Source organism: Streptomyces sp. NBC_00986 (assembly GCF_045162565.1).
Taxonomy (GTDB): domain Bacteria; phylum Actinomycetota; class Actinomycetes; order Streptomycetales; family Streptomycetaceae; genus Streptomyces.
In genome coordinates, this window is the sequence record NZ_CP108733.1 from 7,646,860 (window position 1) to 7,666,939 (window position 20,080).

Below are 20,080 nucleotides of genomic sequence, written 5' to 3' on the forward strand. Positions count from 1 at the left end.
TCACTCACGCGCCCGGCCCCCTCTGGTCCTCGGGACCGCCCTGCGGCTGTGTCCGCGGAGCGTTGAACTGCTCGGCGGCCGCGTGCTGGTAGCGCAGCACCGCCTGTTCGGCGACGCGCAGGTCGCAGGGCGCGCTCCACAGCATGCGGCGGGCCGCGTCGTACCGCTCGATCAGCAGCGGGTCCTCCGCGAGGCCGTGCCGGGCGACCTTCGCCTTGTACGCGTCGAGGCGGCCGCGCAGCTCCGCGCGGACCGCCAGCGGCTGGGTGACCGCGGTCAACGACTCGCGGGCGCGCAGCAGTTCGTCCTCCGCCTTCTGCTCCAGGGACTCCAGGAGCGGGGACAGACGGTGCCACTGGGCGTGTCTGCGGTACTCGGCGGCCGTCGACAGCTGTTCCTGCAGCACGGTCGGCGGTCCGCCGACGACCGGCACCTCCGTGGCGGCGATCTTCGCGAGGACCTCACCGCGCGCGGTGCGCGCCTCGGCGAGCGTGCGGTCCGCGCGGGACAGCACGTCCCGCAGCTTCACCAGCCGTGCCTCCGCGTCCTGCCGGACGGTCAGCACGGCGTCGATCTCGCGGCGCACGTCCTCCAGGGCGCGCGCCTCCCGGTCGTAGACCGTGGTGTCCGGGCGGCCGCCGCCGGGGGCCGAACTGCCCTGTGCCCGCACCCAGTAGGCCAGCGGGTCGGAGATGACCCGCTCGCGCAGCTCGGTCAAGGTGTCGGTGATGCGCTCCAGGTCGTCGCCCGCCGGGTGTTCGCCCGGGCGGACGCCGACGGAGTGGGCGAGCTGCCGGGTGCGCTGCAACTCCGCGGCCAGTAAATCGATCCGGGCGGGCAGCGCGGACCACACCGCGTCGGAGGTGACGACCATGTCCAGCGAGTTCGCGTACAGGTCGTTCATCTCGTCGACGAGCCCGCTCAGCGAGAACTGGTGGCTCAGCTTGCTCGAACCCCCGGTCAGCGTCGGCATGTTGGCCGTCGCCGTGGTCGAACCGGCGACCGTGACGGACTCGCCGCGCAGCAGCTCGGTCAGCTCGACCAGGTCCTCACGGCTGGACCAGCGGCGCCGGGAGCGGATGCTCTGGGCGGCGTGGAACGCGTCCGTGTAGGCGTCGAAGTACGCCCACAGCAGCGTGATCGACGCCTCCGTGGACACCCAGCGCTCCTTGGTCGTGCCGGTCAGCTCGGCGCCTTCGAGGAGTCTGCGGCCCGCGTGGTCCTGCAGGGCGAGGAGCGAGGTCTCGATGGCCTCGTGCTCCGCGCCGAGCCGCGCCAGCGCACGGTCCACCTCGTCCCGGTCCATTACCGGCCCGGGGGGTCCCGTGACGCCCATCGATCACCTCTCGCTGCGTTGTGTTCCGTGGAAGGTCCGTTGTGCCGTTCGGTAGTTGATGGTCCGTCACGTGTAGTGCGGGGGCGGCGGGTCGGCCGACTCCGAGTTCTTACCCAGGGTGGGCAGCAGCCATTTCGTGTACGACGCCCGCCAGCCGTCCGGGTCGGTGCGGTAGGTCTCCAGTATTCGGTTGACCCGGCGTACCAGGTCGGTGGCGTCGTTGTTCATCGCCACGCCGTAGTACTCCTTGGTGAAGGCGGTGCCCTTCAGCTCCACCGTCGGGTCCTGCGCGGCCTGGCTGGCGGCGAGCGCGCCGTCGGTCACCACCGCGTCCGCCTCGCCGAGTTGGAGCTCCACCAGGCAGTCCAGCTGGTTGGCGACGGGGGGCAGGATCTTCACGCTGGCGGGGAGCTTGCCGCTCGCCCTGTCGTCGGTCAGCCGGTCGTTCGCCGTGGAACCCGACGCGGAGCAGACGCGCTTGCCGGCCAGGGACTTGTCGTAGCCGGTGATCGTCGACGCCTTCGGGGCGAGGACCTGCTGGCCGGTGAGGAAGTACGGGGCGGAGAAGGCCACTTGACCGGCGCGGTCGCAGTTGATCGTCATCGTGCGGACCACCATGTCGACCTGCTTGCCCTGGACCGCCGGGATGCGCTGGTCGGTCGGGATGGCCAGCATCTGGACCTTGTTGGGGCTGTAGGAGCTGCCGAAGATGTTCTTGGCGATGGCGGTGACCAGGTCGATGTCGAAGCCCTCCAGGTCACTGGAGGCGCTGTTGGGGTTGCGGTAGCCCCAGCGGTAGCTGTTCTGGTCGACGCCCACCTTCAGCACACCGCGCGCCTTGATGGCGTCGATGGTGCTGCCGTCGGCGTCCGACGGGGACGGGCTCTGGTCCTGGACGGTCGCCTCATCGCACTTGGGCGCCCTGGCCTGGGTGCCCTGGACCGTCCGCTGACCGCCGAGGGCCGTGCCCGCCTCGCCGCGCGACTGGGTGAGCGGCAGCAGCAGGACGAAGGCGACCGCGAGGACGCAGACGGCCGCCATCGCGCCCACCCCGCCCCAGCCCTTCAGACCGGTCCGCAACCGTCGCACCGCGCTCAGGCGGCGAAAGAAGTCACTCCGTGTCCGCATCGTCACGCCCCCTTTCACCGGTACTCCGACAGCCTGCGACCGATGCCCAGTACGGCACCGGCCGCACCCAGCACCGCGAGCACAGCGGCCCCGACGGTGAGGCCGGTCATCGCGTCCAGGCCGTCACCCGCGGACTGCTTGAACTCGTTCGTCTCGTGCGTCAGCGCCTTGTCCAGCGAGGCGTCCACGGTCCTGAAGCACTCGGCCGTCGACTCCTTCGTCGAATCGTCCGTGCCGATGACACCGGCACGGGCATCGTCGTACTTGCCCAACTCGTTGTCCTTCTGGACCTGCTTGTGGCGGGATATCCACACCGTCATCGAGCTGTTGGCGGCGGCGACGGGCTTGCGGCCCGCGGAGTCGTCGGCGAGCGAGTCGGCCAGTTTCAGGCCCTTGCCCAGCGCGGCGATCTCGTTCTCGTATCCCCAGGCGTAGGTGTCCACGACCTCTTTGTTCGCGAGTTTCTTCGTCTCCGAGCCGCGGCTGACGAGGGTGAGGTTCTCGTCGCTGCGCGCCCTGAGGGAGGCGATACGGGCGTCGTGCAGCACGTTGATCGACTTGACCCCGTGGTCGTACGAGTCGTCGAGGCCCGCGCGGGCGACGGTGTGGCCGACGACCACCCACAGCAGGACGACGGCGGTGGTGGCGGAGGCGGCGACCAGGCCGTGGTTCAGGACCCGGTTCGTGCGCTGGTAGTTGCGCCGCTGGGCGTAGGCCAGGCCGGCGAGCGCGAGGACCCCTAGACCGATCGCGAACCAGGGGTACGGAGTCGCGTCGCCGTAGTCGGCGCTCAGCCGCTGGTTCTCCGCCTTGTAGAGGTCCTGGGCCTTCGGGAGCATCTTGTTCTGCATCATGTCGTTCGCGGCACGCAGATAGGCGCCGCCCACCGGGAAGCCCTGCCGGTTGTTGGCGCGGGCCGACTCGACCAGGCCCTTGTACTCCGGCAGCCGTTCGTTGAGCTGCTTGATGAGGTTCGCGGACGTCGTGCCCGGGTCGGTGTTGGCGGCGGCGGTGACGAGCTTCGCGGCGGCGTCGCGCACGTCGTCCTCGTACTGCGTGCGGGTCGCCGGGGTCTCGTCCGGGCCCGCCAGATAACCGGTGGCCGCCATCGTGTTGGCGTCCGCGAGCGAGCGGTAGATGTCCGCCGCGTCGGAGCTCAGCGGCTGGCTGTGGTGGAGCACGTCGTCGGCCGCCGTGGCCCGGCTGTCGGTCTGCCAGGCGGCGACCGCGCCGAACGCGATCACCAGCACGGCCAGCAGCGCGCCGAGCGCCCGCAGCCGGCCCGGCTCGGTCGTGGCCGCCGCGCGCAGCCGGTCGACGCCCTCGGCGATCGCCGTACGGCGCGCGGGCGCCGCGTCCGGCGTACGCCGGGGCGCGGGCGCCCCCGGCCGGTCCGACTGCGGCGGCAGCGCCGGCATCGTGGGCACGGCGGTGCCCGGTGGCGCCGTACTGCTCTGCTGCGGTTGTGTCACTGCTGACCTCCCCCAGGGTCATCCCGTCGCGGCAAGTATCGCCGCAGGGACTGACATTCCGCACCGGCCTTCACTGGATCTTGATCGGATCGCAGCGCGGTCACCGGATTTCCGGCACCACACAACGCCCCGCACCGCCCCCTGTCCATGAATACGCAGTGGGAATCTGTTCGGTTCCCGGGTGTCAGTGCTCGTAATAGGCCCTGGCCCGCACATGTGCCCCGGCCGCGGCGCCCACATGGTCCAGACCGAGCAGGACGGCACCGAGGACCGGCCGCGCGGTGACGACCGTCGCCACCGCCTTGGGCGCCTTGGCCGCCAGCAACTCCCTTATACGGTCGTCCAGTTGGGGATGCCGGGCGGCGAGGACGCTGCCGCCGAGCAGTACCGGCGCCTCCTCGTCGAGCAGGTCGAGGCGGGTCAGCGCGACCGTCGCCATCGCCACGACCTCCTCCGCCATCCGGTCCACGATCGACCGGGCCACCGGGTCGCCGTCCGCCGCCGTCGCGAACAGCACCGGTGTCAACTCGTGCCGCCGCTCGTGCGTGACCTGTTCGAGATGCAGCGCCTCGATGAGGTCGTACATCGAGTCCAGGCCGAAGTACGCCGGGAGCGTACGCGCCAGGGCCGTAGGACCGCCGCGGCCGTCCTCCGCGCGGGCGGCGTGCCACAGGGCCTCCTCCGCCAGGCCCCAACCGCCGCCCCAGTCACCGGAGATACGGCCGATCGCCGGGAAGCGGGCGGTGCGGCCGTCGGGCCGCATGCCCGCGCAGTTGATGCCGGCCCCGCACACGACGGCGACGCCGCGCGGTTCGGGGATGCCGGCGCGCAGCACCGCGAACGTGTCGTTGCGGACCTCCACACTCGTGCCCCACGCGCGCGCGTGCAGCGCGGCGGCCAACTGCTCCTCCTCCACGGGGAAGTCGGCGTTGGCGAGACAGGCCGACACATGGTCGACCGTGCTCACCCCCGCCTCCGCGAAGGCGCGGGCGACGGCTTCGGCGACGTTGTCGACGGCCGTCCCGATGCCCACGACCGGCGGCCGGAACCCGCCGCCGCGGGCCGTGGCGAGGATCTCCCCGTCGGCCGCCACGACCGCGACGTCGGTCTTGCTGTTGCCCGCGTCGACGGCGAGGACACTTGCGGTCAGGCCCACGCGAGGTGCTCCCGGTTGTGCGCGATCAGCTGGTCGGTCAGGGCTTCGGCGTACTCGTACTGGCCGATCAGGGGATGCGAGAGCAGCGCCCGGAACACCCGGTCCCGGCCCCCGCGCAACGCGGCCTCCAGAGCGAGGTCCTCGTACGCCGTCACGTTGGCCATCAACCCCGCGTACAGGGGATCAACTTCCGCTACGGCAAGGGGAGTAGGACCCTTCGCGCCGACGGCGGCCTGCACCTCGATCACCGCGTCGTCCGGCAGGAACGGCAGTGTGCCCTTGTTGTACGTGTTCACCACCTGGTAGGGACTTCCGCCCCCGCCGAGCAGCGCGGCGGCGAGGTCGACGGCGGCCTCGGAGTAGTAGGCGCCCCCGCGCTTGGCGAGCAGCGCGGGCTTCTCGTCGAGGGCCGGGTCGGCGTACATCTTCAGCAACTCGCGTTCCATCTCGGCGACTTGGGAGGCCCGGGACGGCTTCGTCCGTAGTTCCCGTACGACCTCGTCGTGCGCGTAGAAGTAGCGCAGGTAGTACGACGGGACGACGCCGAGCCGGTCGAGCAGCACCCGGGGCAGGCTCAGGTCGGCGGCGATGTCGTCGCCGTGTTCGCCGAGCAGCTTGGGCAGGACGTTCTCGCCCTCGGGACCGCCGAGCCGCACAGCGGTTTCCCACGTGAGGTGGTTGAGGCCCACATGGTCGAGGTGCACATCGGTCGGGGTGACCCCGAGCAGCCCGGCGAACTTCCGCTGGAATCCGATCGCCACGTTGCACAGGCCGACCGTCTTGTGGCCGGCCTGGAGCAGCGCGCGGGTGACGATGCCGACCGGGTTGGTGAAGTCGATGATCCAGGCGTCCGGGTTCGTCCGGCGGACCCGCTCGGCGATGTCGAGGACCACCGGTACGGTCCGCAGCGCCTTGGCGAGGCCGCCCGCGCCGGTCGTCTCCTGGCCGACGCAGCCGCACTCCAGCGGCCAGGTCTCGTCCTGCTCGCGGGCCGCCTGGCCGCCGACACGGAGCTGGAGCAGCACCGCGTCGGCGCCCTCGACACCGGCGTCCAGGTCGTCGGTGGTCACGATCCGGCCGGGGTGCCCCTGCTTGGCGAAGATACGGCGGGCCAACCCGCCCACCAGTTCCAGGCGTTCGGGTGCCGGGTCGACGAGGACGAGTTCCTCGACGGGCAGGGTGTCCCTCAACCGGGCGAAGCCGTCGATGAGTTCGGGTGTGTAGGTCGAGCCTCCGCCGACCACGGTCAGTTTCACTGGAGGTTTCCTCGCTTCCGGGCGCCGGGGACGGTTTTCATTTGCCGGGGGTCCGGCCCGCCGCGGAGCGGCAATTGGGGGCAGCGTCCCCCGGGAAGACACCGCATACCTGGTTAACCCTTCACTCCGGTGAGCGTGACGCCCTCGACGAACGCCTTCTGGGCGAAGAAGAACACGAGGATCACGGGGGCCATGACCAGCACGGTCGCGGCCATGGTGAGATTCCAGTCGGTGTGGTGCGCGCCCTTGAACGACTCCAGGCCGTAACTCAGCGTCCAGGCACCGGGGTTCTCGGACGCGTAGATCTGCGGACCGAAGTAGTCGTTCCAGGCGTAGAAGAACTGGAAGAGCGCCACGGCCGCGATGCCGGGCTTGGCCATCGGCAGCACGACCCGCACGAGTGTCTTGAACTCGCCGCAGCCGTCGACCTTCGCCGCGTCCAGGTACTCGTTCGGAATGGTCATCAGGAACTGCCGCAGCAGGAAGATCGAGAACGCGTCCCCGAACGCCATCGGGATGATCAGCGGCCACAGCGTGCCCGAGAGGTCCAACTGCTTGGCCCAGAACAGGTACATGGGGATGATCACGACCTGCGGCGGCAGCATCATCATCGAGATGACCAGCATCAGCGACAGATTCCGGCCCCGGAAGCGGAACTTGGCGAGCGCGTACGCCACCGGGATCGACGACACGACGGTCAGGACGGTGCCGAGACCCGCGTAGATCAGCGTGTTCTTCCACCAGGTGAGGAAGCCCGGGGTGTCGAAGACCTTCTTGTAGTTGCCCCACTCCCAGGTGTGCGGGATCAGGTCGCGGCTCAGGGCCTGGCTGTCGCTCATCAGCGAGGTCAGGAACACGAACACGAAGGGCAGCGTGAAGAAGAGCGCGGCGGCGACGCCGAGCGAGTGGACGGCGATCCACTCCATCAGCGCCTTGCGGCGGGCGGTGCGCTCGGCGGGGGTCACCGGCGCCCTCAACTCCACGGGCTTGTCGAGTACTTGGGCCATGGTCAGTCACCTGCCAGGTTGAGGCCGCCCCGGCGCCGCATCAGGAACGCGGTGAACACCATCGACAGGGCGAACAGGACGAGTGCCACCACGCAGGCCGAGCCGTAGTCGAAGCGCTGGAAGCCGAGGTTGTAGACGAGCTGGGGAAGGGTGAGCGTGGACTTCTCCGGGTAGCCGGGCTCGAACTGCGTGCCGGCGCCCTGGATGACGCCGGACGCGACCTTCCCGGCGATGAGCGGCTGTGTGTAGTACTGCATGGTCTGGATCACGCCGGTGACGACGGCGAACATCACGATCGGCGAGATGTTCGGCAGCGTGACGAACCGGAACCGCTGCCAGGCCGACGCACCGTCCAACTCGGCTGCCTCGTACTGCTCTTGGGGTACGTCGAGCAGCGCGGCCATGAAGATGACCATGAGGTCGCCGATGCCCCAGAGGGCGAGCAGGGTGAGCGCCGGCTTGGACCAGGTCGGGTCGTTGAACCAGCCCGGGGCCGGGATGCCGACCTTCTCCAGGAGCGAATTGACGGGCCCGGTACCGGGGTTGAGGAGGAACGCGAACGCCATCGTGGCGGCGACCGGCGGCGCGAGATACGGCAGATAGAAGAGGGTCCGGAAGACGCCGGTCGCCGTCTTGATCTTGGTGATCAACAGCCCGACGCCGAGGCCGAAGACAACCCGGAGGCTGACCATCACCACGACCAGCCACAGGGTGTTGCGCATCGCGGGCCAGAAGTACGGATAGTTCTTGAAGACGTACGTCCAGTTCTTCGTCCCCACCCACGTCGGCGGCTTGAAGCCGTCGTAGTGCATGAACGAGAAATAGACCGTCGAGATCAGCGGATACGCGAAGAAGACCGCGAAGCCGATCAGCCAGGGCGACATGAAGGCGAGGGTGCGAAGCGCTTGTTTCCGCTGTTTCGCGGCGAGGCCGGGCGGGCGGCGCTTCTTCGCCAGGGTGACTGTGCTCATTCCGGGGCTACTTCGCCTGCGCGATGTCGGTGTCGATCTGCTTGGCCGTGCTCTTCAGAGCGGAGTCCAGGTCCTTCACCTTGCCGCTCTCGTAGTCGTAGCCGAGGTTCTGGATCGTCGTCAGGTACACACCGCCGTTGATGGAGGCGGGACTTGTCGTCGAGTACTGGTTCGACGCGATGTCCAGGAACGTCTTGAAGCGCGGGTCGTACTTCAGCTTCGGGGACTTGAGGGCGGCGAGGGTGGAGGGCACGTTGTGGATGCCGTTGGAGAAGTTCACCACCGCGTCCGTGTCCGTGGTGATGTACTTGACGAACTCCCAAGCGGCGTTCTGCTTCTTGCTGTTGGCGGCGATTCCGGTGATCGTGCCGGTGATGTAGCCCTTGCCGTACTGGGCGACCTGGTCGTCCGGCACGGGCAGCGGGGCAACTCCGATGTCCAGCTTGGGATTTGCCGCCATGGCCATCCCGAGCCGCCACTCGCCGTCGAGCTGCATCGCGACCTGACCGGTGTGGAAGGGGTGCTTGTCGCCCCACTCGTCACCGAGCGTGGAGCGGTAGCTCTCCAGCTTCTTGAAACCGCCGAGTTCGTCGACGAGCTTCTTCTGCAGCGTGAAACCGGCCTTGAACGCGGGGTCCGTGGCGAGCGCCGACTTGCCGCTCTTGTCGAAGTACGTCGGCGAGAACTGCGCGAAGATGTGCTCGGTCGTGGTCTCCCAGCCGTGGTAGTCCGGCATGAACCCGAGCTGCGAGTACGAGTCGCCCTTGGAGATGGTCAACTTCTTCGCGTCGGCCTCGAATTCGGACCAGGTCTTGGGCGGGCTGGTGATGCCCGCCTTCGCGAACTCCGTCTTGTTGTAGTAGAGCCCGTACGCGTCGCCCAACAGGGGCGCGGTGCAACGGTTTCCGTCGAACTGGGTGTACTCGTTCATCGCCTTCGGGAACGTCGTCTCCGGGTCGATGCCGTCCTTCTTGAAGAAGGGGTTGAGATCGACCAGAGCGCCCGACGAACAGAACTTGCCGACGTTGTTCGTGGTGAACGACGAGATCACGTCGGGGGATTTGCCACCACCCGTGCGCAATGCCTGGTTGATCTTGTCGTCGGTCATGTTGCCGACGACGTTCACATGGATGTTGGGGTGCGCCTTCTCGAACCCGGCGACCAGCGACTTCACGGCGCTCAACTCCGAGGCGGCGCTCCAGGCGTGCCAGAAGTTGATGGTGACGTCCTTCGAGGCGTCGTCGGAGGCACCGGACGAGGACTGGCCCGTACAGGCGGTCGCGAGAAGGGCGAAGGAGGCGGAGGCGGCGACTGCGATGACCGCTTTCCGGGATATTCCGGGCATGGCGAGGTCTCCCAAGGGCAGGGCGGGGCGAGGTGGTTGGGGAAGCCGGGTGGTTCGAGGTGGGCCGAAGCCGGTCTGGGGGAACCGGAGTCGGCCGTGCGGGAAGTGGGGTCAGCGCGAGGTGTCGAAGACCTCGTCGCGGGTGGTTGCCAGCGCGCTCTCCAACGCGCCGCGCAGCACGGGGTGTTCATGGACGTCGCCGACGACGAGCCGGGGCCGCGACGCCGCCAGCTCCTCCAACTCGGCCTGGACCAGGGCGCGGAGAGGTTCGCCGCCGGCGGCCAGTGAGGCACCGCTGAGGACGACGAGTTCGGGGTCGAGTACGGAGACGAGCGAGGCGAGACCGGTCGCGAGGTGGGTCGCGTAGATCTCCAGGAGCCGCCGCTGAGGACCGCTGGTGTGGTCGGCGGCGGTCGCGACGAGGGCGGCGGCGACCTCGGCGTAGGGACCCGTCGGGATCTCGGTGATGCCGAGTTCGCGGGCGAGTTGGGGCAGGGCCTGCGAGCCCGCCAGGGCCTGGTAACCACCGCTGTTGGCCTTGGTCACCTGGCGGACCAGGGGCGCGCCCGGCACCGGCAGGAAGCCGACCTCGCCCGCGCCGCCGGTCCAGCCGCGGTGCAGCCGGCCGCCGAGGACGAGGGCGGCGCCGAGACCGCCCTCGTTCCACAGCAGCACGAAGTCGCCGTGCCCGCGCGCCGCACCGAGTCGCTGCTCGGCGATGGCGACGAGGTTGACGTCGTTCTCGTACTCCACCGGCATCGGCAGCGCGGCGGCGAGTTCGTCGAGCAGGGCGGGGGAGTGCCAGCCCGGCAGGTGGGAGGCGTAGCGCAGCCGACCGGTGTTCGGGTCGAAGGCGCCCGGGGTGCCGATGACGAGACGGTGGACGTCGTCCCGGGCGAGCCCGGCGGCTTTCACCGCACCGTCGAGGGCGTCCGTCACCTGCCGTACGACGGGCTGGGCGGGCCGCCGACCAGGAGTGGCGAGCTCGAATTCCCCCACCGTCCGGCCGGTGACGTCGGCGACGGCGGCGCGGATGCGCTCCGGCGTGACGTCGAGTCCCGCGGCGTACGCGGCACTCGGATTGACCACGTACAGCTGGGCGTTGGGCCCCGGCCGCCCCTCGCTCGTCCCGGTGGCGAGCACGAGCCCCGCCGCTTCCAGCCGGGCCAGCAACTGCGACGCGGTCGGCTTGGAGAGGCCGGTGAGCTTGCCGATCCGGGTGCGGGAGAGCGGGCCGTGCTCCAGGAGGAGGTCCAGGGCGGCGCGGTCGTTCATGGCGCGCAGGACGCGGGGGGTGCCCGGGGTGCCGGTGCCCGGGGTACCGGAGGTTCCTGCCATGTCTTACGCCACCTGCCTTTCGAACTCCCGAACCACACAGCGTGTCACGTGATCACTGTTAGGAAAGTTTCCAATTGGGTGGGAGGAACGTAAGCCCGGGGCGAAGGGGGCGTCAATAGACACCGCCCCCGAGGCAACAGACTCGTTACCTGCGGGGGCGGTGAGGGAGGGGGGTGCTACCCGGCGTCCTACTTGACGTCGATGAAGTCACCGGCGGCCGTGGCCGCGCCGGTGGTGGAGGTGCCGGCGAAGACGTAGCGGAAGTAACCGTCCTGCGCGGCCTTCACGGTCGTCGTCAGGGCACCGCTCTTGCCGGTGGTGACCGTCCTGACGGTGGTGTAGGTGCTCGAACTCTTCGCCCGGAACTGCAACTTGGCGGGCTGGGACACGTAGCCGGTGTACTTGCCGCTCTCCCAGTCCGCCCGGGTCAGCGCGCCGGTGACCGTGATGGTCTTCCCCTTCTTCACCGGCTCCGGAGAGGCGTTCGCGGTGAGTTTCGCGGCGCGCTGGATCTTGACCTTGCCCTTGTTGCCCCAGGCCGCGAAGTCGGTGGAGTAGCTGATCCGGTCGTCCGAGTCGTCCAGGTCGGCGTCGATGTAGGCGTAGACGCCGGCGACGTTCCAGGTGGTCGCGTCGGCCGTCTCGTACAGGCTGTCCCCGGGTTCGATCGCGATCGTGTCGGAGCAGGACTCGGTGACGGTGGTGTCCGTCGTCGCGGTGGTCGTGCAGGTCGGAGACATGTCGGCGTCGAGCTCGTTGTCGAAGGCTGCGAGTGAGCCGCGGTAGAGCATGACCCCGGCGAACGTCTTCTTGTAGTCGATCGTCACGTCGGACGGCCGCGTCAGCGTGTACGTGATCGGCACCTTCACCGTCGCGGTCGTCCCTACGACGACCGCCTTCCCCTTGTTGACCGTCACCCCGCTGAAGACCAGCGCCGGTGTCGCGGCCTGCGCGAGCGGCGCGGCCAGACCGGTCAGAGCCAGGGCACCGGTCAGGGCGGCGCCGATGGCGAGTTTTCTCATTCTTGTCCCCACATTCGAAACGGGCCCCTGGGCGTTGCGCTCCAGAACAAGGGCCCGTCGTAGGGCGACCTTAGGCGTGGTGAGACTGCGATGAAAATGAGTTGAGCCTGTGAAGGTGATCGCATCACGGCTTCGTCACGATGAACAAAGCCGCAGGTGGGAGCGGGTGGCGTAGATTCCCCCGATCTGCCGGAATTGCGAGTCCTGTTGGGCGCTTTTCGGCCGCTACGGTCCCACCCTCGAGGCCGATTCGTGATGTGGACGGACCTGTCCTGCCAGCCGCCTCACAGATTCCTGACTTTTGATCAACCCCGTTTGCGGGCGGCGGAGAACGGGGTGCGGGGCATGAAGGTGTGGGCGGGGTGCTGGCGTGAGGCGGCGTGCGCGGTCGCCGTACCCGTGGTGATCCGGGTCGGCTTCGAGCTCTGGGACCGGGGCGGCCTCGCCTGGAGCACGGCGGGCGAGCTGGCGGCGACATGGGCCGCCGCGAGCGTCGTATGGGCCGCCGTGGCATGGCAGTCGCTACGGCACCGGGCGCGCAGGTCGGGCATCACCCTCACCCCGGACGCCCTCGCCGCCCGCCAGACCCGCCAACTCCGCGCGCTACGGCCCTCGGTGGGCTGGTCGGACCGGATGCGCACGGAGCTGAAGGCGTCGGATCGCGCGTCGGTCACGGCGGAGAAGGGCAGCGAGGAAACCTGGTTCCACTGGCGCCCGGGCCGCCGTAATCGCACGGTCTGGGGTTCGATCGCCTTCGACGAGGTGTCGGGGACGGTGGTGCTCGACCTGCGCGACGAGGAGATGTCCGCGGGGCTGCGGAAGGGGTCGTCGTTCGTGGCAGTGTGCCAAGTGGCCGGGGTTCTGGGGCTGGTGGGCGTGGAGGGGGAGACGCTCACGCCGTAGATGTGAAGGGCGAGACGTTCACGCCGTAGATGTGAAGGGTGAGGCGCTCGCGCCGCGCATCCCGTCGATCGCGATGTCCAGGAGTCGACCTGCCTGTGTGTCGTCGTCCTGGCCCTCTGTCGCGAGTGAGATGGCGCTGATGAGCGTGAGCATGTCCTCGGTGCGGATGCCGGGGCGTACCGCGCCCGACTGCTGTGCCTCGCGCAGGAGTTGACCGGCCGCGGTGGTGATCGTCGCTACGCAGTCGTCGTCCTCCTTCAGCAGGTCGGCGTCCCGGCCGTCGTGCAGCAGTGAGGCGGCGAGGCCGCGGCTGGCCGCCGCGTAGGCGTTGAAGTCCCGTAGCCAGGAGAAGAGCGCGGTGCCTGGTTCGCTCGCGCGGGTGTGCTCCTCGGCTCTTGCGCAGAGCGCTTCGACGCGGTCGCGGAAGACGGCCCGCAACAGGGAGGCCCGGGAGGGGAAGTGCCGGTGCAGAGTCGCCGACCCCACGCCTGCCCGGCGGGCGATCTCCTCCAGCGAGGCACCGGCTCCGTGTGCCGCGAACGCCTTCTGGGCGGCGGCGAGGATGAGGTCGTAGTTGCGCTGGGCGTCTGCTCGCAGGGGTCGTCGCGCCGCCGTGTCGACCACGTTGACCTCCTGCGCTTGTTAAGTGGGGTGGTACTCCGGTTATCGTAGCGGACGGGAAGTGGGGTGTCACCCCACTTATGGCCCCGAGAGATGTCCATGCCCATGACCAGGGGAGATCGATCATGCGTGCTGTGCAGTACGACCGTTACGGCCCGCCCGAGGTGCTACGTGTCGACGAGGTGCCCACGCCGAGTCCCGGGCCGGGGGAGGTGCTCGTCGAGGTGTACGCCGCGAGTGTGGACGCGGGGGAGATCGCGTTCCGGGCGGGCAGGATGCGCTGGATGACTCGCGCCGGGTTCCCCCGCCGCACGGGCGGCGACTTCGCCGGCCGGGTGGTGGAAGCCGGGGCGGGGGTGAGCGAGTGGCGGACCGGGGACGCGGTGTGGGGACTCATGCCGCACCTCACCTTCGGGGCCGTCGCGGAGTACGTCGCCGTACCCGAGCGGCGCCTCTCCCACGCACCGAAGAACCTGAGCCTGCTGGACGCCGCCGCGCTTCCGGTATCGGGCACAACCGCGCTGACCGCGCTGACGGACAAGGCTCAACTCGCGCCCGGTGAACGGCTCTTGGTCCGGGGTGCCGCAGGGGGCGTGGGCAGCATCGCCGTACAACTGGGCAAGGCGTTGGGTGCGCATGTCACGGCCCTTGCGGGGGCGCGGAACGTCGACTGGGTTACGGAACTCGGTGCGGATGTCGCCCTGGACTACCGCACGACCCGGCCGGAAGACCTGGGCCGCTTCGACGTCATCGTCGACGTGGTCGGTACGGACCTAGGCGCCTACCAGGCCCGGCTCGCTCGGCGGGGCCGCCTGATCGCGCTGGCCTTCGACCCGGATCACATCGTCACGTCGATGCTCGGCACGGGGTTGCGGGCCGCGGCACGGCCCCGCCGGGTGAAGCTCTTCAGCAATGATCCGTCGGCCGACCGGATCGCTGAACTTGCCCGGTCCGTCGAGGCGGGGGATGTGCGGCCCACGATCGACACGGTGTTTCCGCTGGCCGGCATCGCGGAGGCGCACCGGAGGCTCGAAAAGGGCGGCGTGCGGGGGAAGTTCGTGATCGAGGTGCGGGGGGCGTAGAGGGACTGCCTGGGGGTGGGGGTGGGGCGTGGAAGTGTGACACTCGGTGCGAAAGTGTCACACTTTGGCGGGGAGGGTGTGCTGTGGCGGGGGGGCCAAGGCGCGCGGTGGTCGGTGCAGGGTTGCGGTGAACTTCGTCCAGGGCCGTCGGGGGTCTTGGAGTGGCGGATGGCTATGGTGCCGGGGATGTTGCGGGCGACTTCGACGCATTCGTTGGATGGCGTGCTGTGACTGGACTTCGTGAAGTTGAACTCGGGCACGGTTCACATCTCCTTGCGCAGGCTGTCGATGAGGGTCACGGAGTCGCGTGGGGCGAGGCTCAGCCGCGACGTGCGATCGAACAGCACGCTGTAAGCGTTGCTGTCCACCTCGTTCTCCACCCACACCATGCCGGTGATGGTGTCGCTCTGGACCACGTCGAGGGTCTCGTCCTCCGCGAAGGAGATGATGCTGAACGGGCCCGCGATGCACGGGTGCGCGCCGGCTCGGAACGGGAGTACCTGAAGGCGTACGTTCGGCAGCTCGGTCAGTTCGAGCAGGCGCTCCAGCTGGGCGCGCATGACTGCGGGGCCGCCAACTTCCTGGCGCAGCGCGGCTTCCCAGATCACCGCGTACGACTGGAGCGGACGTTCGCCCAACAGTCGGCCTTGGCGCTTCTGCTTGATCTCGGCCATGCGCTCGATGTCGTCCGGATCATCCCAGGTGCCCTCGGCGCTTATCTGTGGAAGGGGTACTCCGGCGGACGTGGGGCACGAGCCCTCTCGGCGCCCACCGCTCCCCGTGAGTCCTCGTTCGTTTCGGCACGGTTGTCATGGGTGCTGGTCACTCGCTCAAGGGCGTTGTCAGTGGGGCCGTTGGCTTCCGTGGCAGAGATGAGCCGGTTCGATGATCTTCAGGGGCTGGGGTCACGAAGCGGAGTCCAGTCCTGCTCCGGCAGACGCGTCCGACGCCCGGCACGTCTACGATCCACTGCTGTGGGGGAATCGAACACTGGGCATGCGGCAGCAGGAGTTGTCCTGGCCGGCGGCCGTACCCGGGTATGGGTGGAGCAGGGCGCACTGCACTGGAGGCGGGGGCGAACGACTGTCGTTGTGCCCGGGACGCGGATCCGCCGGGTCGAGGCCACTGAGAAGTCGCTGGCCGTGCTCCTCTTCGAGGACGCGCAGGTCGACACGGCCCTGACGGTCCGGCACCGAAACAGGGACATGGTCGCCGCGCTCGGCGCGGAGATCGAAGCGATCATGAGCGACGCCGACCCGTCGGGGAACCGGCGGCCGCTGCAGCGGCATTCGGTGCGGGTGTGGCCCCTGCGTACGCTGGCCGGTCTTCGTGATCGGGTGCTCTACGGCAACCCGTGGTGGCGGCGCGCGCTCTGGTACGTGGTCCTGGGGCTTCCCTTGGCCGTGTTGCTGCCGGTGGAGCCCGTCCTGGGGTTCTTCGCCTGGCTGTTGCTGCCTGCGGGTGTGGTCTTCCTGCGTATGTGGGTGGGCATGGCCGAGTTGGACACGTGGTGGGTGATGAGGCGGCGAGGCATCACCGTCCGCGCGAGGTACGAGGCGGACCCGGACGCCGAGGGCACCAATGACTGCGTCGTCCACTTCCGCACGCTGGACGGCCGGAAGGTCACGGCGCGTCCGTCACTGCGAGGACGCCGCGACGAGATCAGGTACGACCCCCAGGACCCCTCACGCGTACTCGCGCCGACCCGTGTGGCCTGGCTGGGGGTCGCCATGGTCGCATTCGGGGTGACGGGTTTGTGGGGCGTTGTCTTCAGCATCCCGGCGATTCTCTGGCTGATTGAGCTGTTGGCCCTGCCGTTCTAGAGATCTTGGGTTGCGGAGATGCCGCGGGGGCAGGGCCGAGCCGGGTCTTCACCAGCGCGGTGAGCTGGCCCGGTGCGTGCGGCGGCAATTGGTAGACGGTCCCACACCCTTGAAGATCCGGGGAGACCGGCATGGGGATTCAGCGGATGGGGTCGAGGGACTGGTCGCCGATCAGTGCCGGGTCGCGCGACCGTCCGCACAACATTCCGGGCACGCACCGCGTGATGTTCGCCGTCGACGACATCGAGGACACCGTTGCCCGCCTGGGCCCGCACGGCGCCGAACTCCTCGGCGGGATCGCCCGGTTCGAGGACAGCTGTCTGCTCTGCTACGTCCGCGGCCCGGAGGGCATCATCGTCGGACTGGCCGAGCAACTGCGCTGAGAAGATCGTGGTGGTTCAAGTGGGACTGGTCGGACAGCGCTTCACCGGCCACGCGGCGGTGAGTTGAGGGGGCACAGGTGAATGAGCAGTCCTGGTACGGCGTCCGGTGTGTGTTCCGGCATCGCGAACTCGGCGTCTACGAGGAGCGGTTGACCCTGTGGCGGGCCACGTCGCTCGGCGAGGCCATCAGCCGTGGGGAGTTGGAGGCGCACGAGTACTGCGCCGACCTCGACGGCGTCGAGTACGCCGACTTCGCCGAGGCGTACCGGATGTTCGACGAGCCGGGGGAGGGTGCCGAGGTGTTCTCCCTCATGCGGGAGAGCGGGTTGCCCGCCGACGAGTATGTGGGGCGGTTCTTCGCTACGGGTGCGGAGCGGGCGGAGCGGGCGGAGCGGGCGGGGACCTGAAGGGCACCCGTTGCCTCGGCCTCAGTTCTCCAGGAACGGTGCCGTGTCCAGGATGGGATACGGGGCCGGGAGGACGAGGGGATTGCCCAGGCCGACCTTGGACTCGGCGTCGTAGTACGCCTCTTTGGGATCGTCGCCGGGGAGAACGGGGGCGGTGTGGCAGTGGGCCGTCTTCGTGTTGCGGTTGATCAGGACGTAGATCGCCACTCCGGCGGCGGCGTAGGTACGGAGCTTCGGGCCGGTGTCCGTCTCGTGGTTGCTGGACGTGACCTCGCCGACCAGGGCGATCATGTCGATGGGGTACCAGCCCCTGTGGGCCTTCAGGCATGAGTCGTCGAGCTCGCTCGGCCTGCGGCGACGGACGTAGCAGTCAGGGATGAGCAGGGCCCATCGTGGTGCCGTCCTTGTGGGCTGCTCGGTAGCCGTTGCCCATGCCCACGAGGCGGTGTCCGGCGGCGCGGAACTGGAAGGACAGCTCGAAGGCGCCGTCATTGTGATTGTCGTTCGGTGCCGGTGGCACGATGGCCATCCCCTCGACGTACTCGGGTCGAATCGGCGTCGTCGACGCCTCCTCGATCGCGATCAGCAGATCGATGGGGTCCTGCTGCGTCATGACCGGCTCCAACATGGGTTCGGCGCTCATCGATGCTTCTCCCTCGTCACGCTGCTGCCAGGCTACGCCCGTGCCGGGTGCCCCGGCAGAGCCATGGGCCGCCGGGAAGGCCTGTGACCTGGGTTTTCGCATGGGTTCACTCGAACGGGTGTGCTGAACCGTTCCGCCCGACCTTGGCCCCGCCCCCGGCCCCGTACACCCTCGGAACGCCAGCCCCTACAACTACCGCCCCGTAGGCCGCTGCGAAGCAATAGGCGAGGTATTCGCCACCTGAGGCGAATCCGAGTTCGAGTAGACCGACGGCGCAGCCACCGCCTCGGTCGGGTCCGCCGCGTCCTCCACCGGATCCGCGGTCGCACCCCCCACGATGCGGATGTTCGCCTCGTCGAAGGCCCGCTTCACCCGCCACCGCAGCTCCCGCTCGACGCTCACCGACTTGCCCGGCATCGTCCTCGCGGAGAGGCGGACGACCATCGAGTCGATCAGGACGCTGTCCAGGCCGAGGACCTCGATCGGGCCCCAGAGGAGCTCGTTCCAGGGTTCTTCCTTGCTCATCCGCTCCGTGACCGCGTCCAGCGTCGCCTTCACCCGGTCCAGGTTCTCGGAGGCGCGGACGGTCACGTCCACGCCCGCCGTCGCCCACCCCTGCGACAGGTTCCCGATGCGCTTGACCTCGCCGTTGCGGACGTACCAGATCTCGCCGTTGTCGCCGCGGAGCTTGGTCACGCGGAGGCCAACCTCGATGACCTCGCCGGAGGCGACGCCCGCGTCGATCTGGTCGCCGACGCCGTACTGGTCCTCGAGGATCATGAAGACGCCGGAGAGGAAGTCCGTGACGAGGTTGCGGGCGCCGAAACCGATCGCCACGCCCGCCACACCGGCGGAGGCCAGCAAAGGGGCGAGGTTGATCTCGAACGTCGCCAGGACCATCAGGGCGGCTGTGCCGAGGATCACGAAAGACGCCACCGAGCGGAGGACCGAGCCGATCGCCTGGGAGCGTTGGCGGCGGCGCTCGGCATTCACGAGCAGGCCGCCCAGCGCCGTGCCGTCCACCGACTCGACCGTGCGGTTCATCCGGTCTATCAGCTTGGTGATCGCCCGCCGTACCGTCATTCTCAGGACCGCCGCGATCACCACGATCAGCAGGACCCGGAGACCTATCGCCAGCCATGTGGACCAGTTCTGCTCGACCCAGCTCGCGGCGTTGGTCGCGCTCTCCTGGGCGTCCTGGAGCGAGGGCACGGTCACCGCGGTCTCCGAGGGGCTCGGGGACGGCGACGGCGTGGCGGCGGCCAGTAGGACGGCGGACAAGGACACGGCAGGTACCTCCAGGTGCTGCGTCCGCCCTCCGGCATGGTCCGACAGGGGCAAGGTCACGAATAGGTCACCAAGAGGGCGGGCTCACCACACTATCGGGGCATCGTGTGTGGATCGTTGCCATGTTCAGGGGAGAGGCTGTGCTCAGCCGGGAATGAACAGGTGGGACGAACCCACACCCGTCCCGGCCCCGCATCACATGTGGTCGAAAACACTCCCAGCCCGTTACCGGGACATGGTGGCGCTTCCACCAGGCATGAGGGGAGACTGACTACAGATCGTCCCGGCACGAGCCACGTGCCGCCGACGCACAAGGAGGCATCCGTGCCGCATGTCCTGGTCCTCAACGCGTCGTACGAGCCACTCGGCGTCGTACCGCTCCGCCGCGCGCTCGTCCTCGTCCTGGAGAACAAGGCAGTCTCCCTTGAGGAATCCGGCGCCTTTATGCACAGCGCAACCGTCACAGTCCCCGCACCCAGCGTGGTCCGGCTCAAGCGATTCGTACGGGTTCCCTATCGGGGGCCCGTTCCTCTTACCCGCCGGGCGCTCTTCGCGCGCGACGGGGGCCGGTGCATGTACTGCGGTGGCGTCGCAACCAGCGTCGACCATGTCATTCCGCGCAGCCGCGGGGGCAAGCACGCGTGGGACAACGTGGTGGCGTCCTGCCGCCGCTGCAACCACACGAAGGCCGACCGACACCTCTTCGAGATCGGCTGGCGGCTGCGCCACAAACCCGCCCCACCCACCGGCCTGGCCTGGCGCATCATCGGGACAGGTCATAGGGACCCGCGCTGGCTGCCGTACTTGCAGCCGTACGGCGCGGAGGACGCGATGGCCCGGATCGACGGCATCTCCGCCTGACGATCCGGGCTTTTGTGTACGCCCATGTACGGCGGTACG

General features: G+C 69.0%; 20 protein-coding genes and 2 pseudogenes. 6 read left to right on the forward strand and 16 right to left on the reverse strand.

Annotated features, from left to right (window positions below; genetic code table 11):
- Window positions 1-4: 4 nt before the first annotated feature.
- From OG504_RS34190 to OG504_RS34235, 10 genes are all read right to left on the reverse strand, one after another.
- The gene (locus OG504_RS34190; RefSeq protein ID WP_405993251.1) at window positions 5-1,336 is read right to left on the reverse strand and encodes a hypothetical protein; all 1,332 of its coding nucleotides are present in this window, start codon (window positions 1,334-1,336) and stop codon (window positions 5-7) included.
- A 66-nt stretch (window positions 1,337-1,402) separates the two neighbouring features.
- Window positions 1,403-2,464 (reverse strand): glutamate ABC transporter substrate-binding protein, encoded by a 1,062-nt coding sequence (locus OG504_RS34195; RefSeq protein WP_405993252.1) that lies wholly within the window; start codon window positions 2,462-2,464, stop codon window positions 1,403-1,405.
- Between the two features lie 14 nt (window positions 2,465-2,478).
- Window positions 2,479-3,936 (reverse strand): hypothetical protein, encoded by a 1,458-nt coding sequence (locus OG504_RS34200; protein ID WP_405993253.1) that lies wholly within the window; start codon window positions 3,934-3,936, stop codon window positions 2,479-2,481.
- Window positions 3,937-4,120: 184 nt separating this feature from the next.
- The gene (locus OG504_RS34205) at window positions 4,121-5,092 is read right to left on the reverse strand and encodes an N-acetylglucosamine kinase (RefSeq protein WP_405993254.1); all 972 of its coding nucleotides are present in this window, start codon (window positions 5,090-5,092) and stop codon (window positions 4,121-4,123) included.
- A complete protein-coding gene (locus tag OG504_RS34210; protein ID WP_405993255.1) occupies window positions 5,083-6,348 on the reverse strand; it encodes a 6-phospho-beta-glucosidase in 1,266 nt (421 codons plus the stop codon). The genes OG504_RS34205 and OG504_RS34210 overlap by 10 nt, the downstream gene beginning before the upstream one ends.
- A gap of 113 nt (window positions 6,349-6,461) precedes the next feature.
- Window positions 6,462-7,355 carry a carbohydrate ABC transporter permease gene (locus OG504_RS34215; RefSeq protein ID WP_019065213.1) on the reverse strand — a complete coding sequence of 298 codons (894 nt, stop codon included), beginning with the start codon at window positions 7,353-7,355 and terminating at the stop codon, window positions 6,462-6,464.
- Window positions 7,356-7,357: 2 nt separating this feature from the next.
- Window positions 7,358-8,326 carry a carbohydrate ABC transporter permease gene (locus tag OG504_RS34220; RefSeq protein WP_405993256.1) on the reverse strand — a complete coding sequence of 323 codons (969 nt, stop codon included), beginning with the start codon at window positions 8,324-8,326 and terminating at the stop codon, window positions 7,358-7,360.
- Window positions 8,327-8,333: 7 nt separating this feature from the next.
- Window positions 8,334-9,671 carry an ABC transporter substrate-binding protein gene (locus tag OG504_RS34225; protein WP_405993257.1) on the reverse strand — a complete coding sequence of 446 codons (1,338 nt, stop codon included), beginning with the start codon at window positions 9,669-9,671 and terminating at the stop codon, window positions 8,334-8,336.
- 111 nt (window positions 9,672-9,782) lie between these two features.
- Window positions 9,783-11,009, reverse strand: a complete 1,227-nt coding sequence (locus OG504_RS34230) for an ROK family protein (protein WP_405993258.1) — start codon at window positions 11,007-11,009, stop codon at window positions 9,783-9,785.
- Between the two features lie 188 nt (window positions 11,010-11,197).
- Window positions 11,198-12,031: a hypothetical protein gene (locus OG504_RS34235; protein ID WP_405993259.1), complete on the reverse strand. Its 834-nt coding sequence runs from the start codon at window positions 12,029-12,031 to the stop codon at window positions 11,198-11,200.
- A gap of 345 nt (window positions 12,032-12,376) precedes the next feature.
- On the opposite strand from OG504_RS34235, the gene OG504_RS34240 reads away from it, so the two are divergent.
- Complete coding sequence (locus OG504_RS34240; protein WP_405993260.1) at window positions 12,377-12,934, forward strand: hypothetical protein; 558 nt, start codon at window positions 12,377-12,379, stop codon at window positions 12,932-12,934.
- Window positions 12,935-12,952: 18 nt separating this feature from the next.
- Here the strand turns inward: OG504_RS34240 and OG504_RS34245 are convergent, their stop codons facing one another.
- The gene (locus tag OG504_RS34245) at window positions 12,953-13,558 is read right to left on the reverse strand and encodes a TetR/AcrR family transcriptional regulator (RefSeq protein ID WP_405993261.1); all 606 of its coding nucleotides are present in this window, start codon (window positions 13,556-13,558) and stop codon (window positions 12,953-12,955) included.
- Between the two features lie 122 nt (window positions 13,559-13,680).
- Here OG504_RS34245 and OG504_RS34250 point away from each other — a divergent pair, with 122 nt between their 5' ends.
- The gene (locus tag OG504_RS34250; RefSeq protein WP_405993262.1) at window positions 13,681-14,637 is read left to right on the forward strand and encodes an NAD(P)-dependent alcohol dehydrogenase; all 957 of its coding nucleotides are present in this window, start codon (window positions 13,681-13,683) and stop codon (window positions 14,635-14,637) included.
- A 188-nt stretch (window positions 14,638-14,825) separates the two neighbouring features.
- On the opposite strand, the pseudogene OG504_RS34255 reads toward OG504_RS34250, so the two are convergent.
- A pseudogene (locus OG504_RS34255) lies at window positions 14,826-14,897 on the reverse strand (DUF397 domain-containing protein); the annotation flags it as partial.
- 3 nt (window positions 14,898-14,900) lie between these two features.
- Complete coding sequence (locus OG504_RS34260; RefSeq protein ID WP_405996503.1) at window positions 14,901-15,356, reverse strand: DUF5753 domain-containing protein; 456 nt, start codon at window positions 15,354-15,356, stop codon at window positions 14,901-14,903.
- Window positions 15,357-15,728: 372 nt separating this feature from the next.
- Here OG504_RS34260 and OG504_RS34265 point away from each other — a divergent pair, with 372 nt between their 5' ends.
- From OG504_RS34265 to OG504_RS34275, 3 genes and pseudogenes are all read left to right on the forward strand, one after another.
- Entirely contained in the window at window positions 15,729-16,460 is a 732-nt protein-coding gene (locus tag OG504_RS34265) for a DUF3592 domain-containing protein (RefSeq protein ID WP_405993263.1), read from the forward strand.
- Between the two features lie 170 nt (window positions 16,461-16,630).
- A pseudogene (locus tag OG504_RS34270) lies at window positions 16,631-16,843 on the forward strand (VOC family protein); the annotation flags it as partial.
- 77 nt (window positions 16,844-16,920) lie between these two features.
- A complete protein-coding gene (locus tag OG504_RS34275) occupies window positions 16,921-17,250 on the forward strand; it encodes a hypothetical protein (RefSeq protein WP_405993264.1) in 330 nt (109 codons plus the stop codon).
- Between the two features lie 21 nt (window positions 17,251-17,271).
- Here the strand turns inward: OG504_RS34275 and OG504_RS34280 are convergent, their stop codons facing one another.
- The 3 genes from OG504_RS34280 to OG504_RS34290 all read right to left on the reverse strand — a co-directional run bounded on the left by OG504_RS34280 (window position 17,272) and on the right by OG504_RS34290 (window position 19,180).
- Complete coding sequence (locus OG504_RS34280; protein ID WP_405996504.1) at window positions 17,272-17,634, reverse strand: Uma2 family endonuclease; 363 nt, start codon at window positions 17,632-17,634, stop codon at window positions 17,272-17,274.
- Window positions 17,621-17,893 carry a hypothetical protein gene (locus OG504_RS34285; RefSeq protein ID WP_405993265.1) on the reverse strand — a complete coding sequence of 91 codons (273 nt, stop codon included), beginning with the start codon at window positions 17,891-17,893 and terminating at the stop codon, window positions 17,621-17,623. Before OG504_RS34285 ends, OG504_RS34280 begins: the two co-directional genes overlap by 14 nt.
- 192 nt (window positions 17,894-18,085) lie before the next feature.
- Complete coding sequence (locus OG504_RS34290) at window positions 18,086-19,180, reverse strand: mechanosensitive ion channel family protein (protein ID WP_405993266.1); 1,095 nt, start codon at window positions 19,178-19,180, stop codon at window positions 18,086-18,088.
- Between the two features lie 324 nt (window positions 19,181-19,504).
- Here OG504_RS34290 and OG504_RS34295 point away from each other — a divergent pair, with 324 nt between their 5' ends.
- Complete coding sequence (locus OG504_RS34295) at window positions 19,505-20,041, forward strand: HNH endonuclease (protein WP_033284586.1); 537 nt, start codon at window positions 19,505-19,507, stop codon at window positions 20,039-20,041.
- The last annotated feature ends 39 nt before the right edge of the window (window positions 20,042-20,080 follow it).

Bases quoted from the DNA above. Each gene is read 5' to 3' on its own strand.
- OG504_RS34225 (WP_405993257.1), bottom strand. From the start codon at position 9,671: ATGCCCGGAATATCCCGGAAAGCGGTCATCGCAGTCGCCGCCTCCGCC.
- OG504_RS34215 (WP_019065213.1), bottom strand. From the start codon at position 7,355: ATGGCCCAAGTACTCGACAAGCCCGTGGAGTTGAGGGCGCCGGTGACC.
- OG504_RS34230 (WP_405993258.1), bottom strand. From the start codon at position 11,009: ATGGCAGGAACCTCCGGTACCCCGGGCACCGGCACCCCGGGCACCCCC.
- OG504_RS34285 (WP_405993265.1), bottom strand. From the start codon at position 17,893: ATGAGCGCCGAACCCATGTTGGAGCCGGTCATGACGCAGCAGGACCCC.
- OG504_RS34190 (WP_405993251.1), bottom strand. From the start codon at position 1,336: ATGGGCGTCACGGGACCCCCCGGGCCGGTAATGGACCGGGACGAGGTG.
- OG504_RS34235 (WP_405993259.1), bottom strand. From the start codon at position 12,031: ATGAGAAAACTCGCCATCGGCGCCGCCCTGACCGGTGCCCTGGCTCTG.
- OG504_RS34220 (WP_405993256.1), bottom strand. From the start codon at position 8,326: ATGAGCACAGTCACCCTGGCGAAGAAGCGCCGCCCGCCCGGCCTCGCC.
- OG504_RS34250 (WP_405993262.1), top strand. From the start codon at position 13,681: ATGCGTGCTGTGCAGTACGACCGTTACGGCCCGCCCGAGGTGCTACGT.
- OG504_RS34195 (WP_405993252.1), bottom strand. From the start codon at position 2,464: ATGCGGACACGGAGTGACTTCTTTCGCCGCCTGAGCGCGGTGCGACGG.
- OG504_RS34240 (WP_405993260.1), top strand. From the start codon at position 12,377: ATGAAGGTGTGGGCGGGGTGCTGGCGTGAGGCGGCGTGCGCGGTCGCC.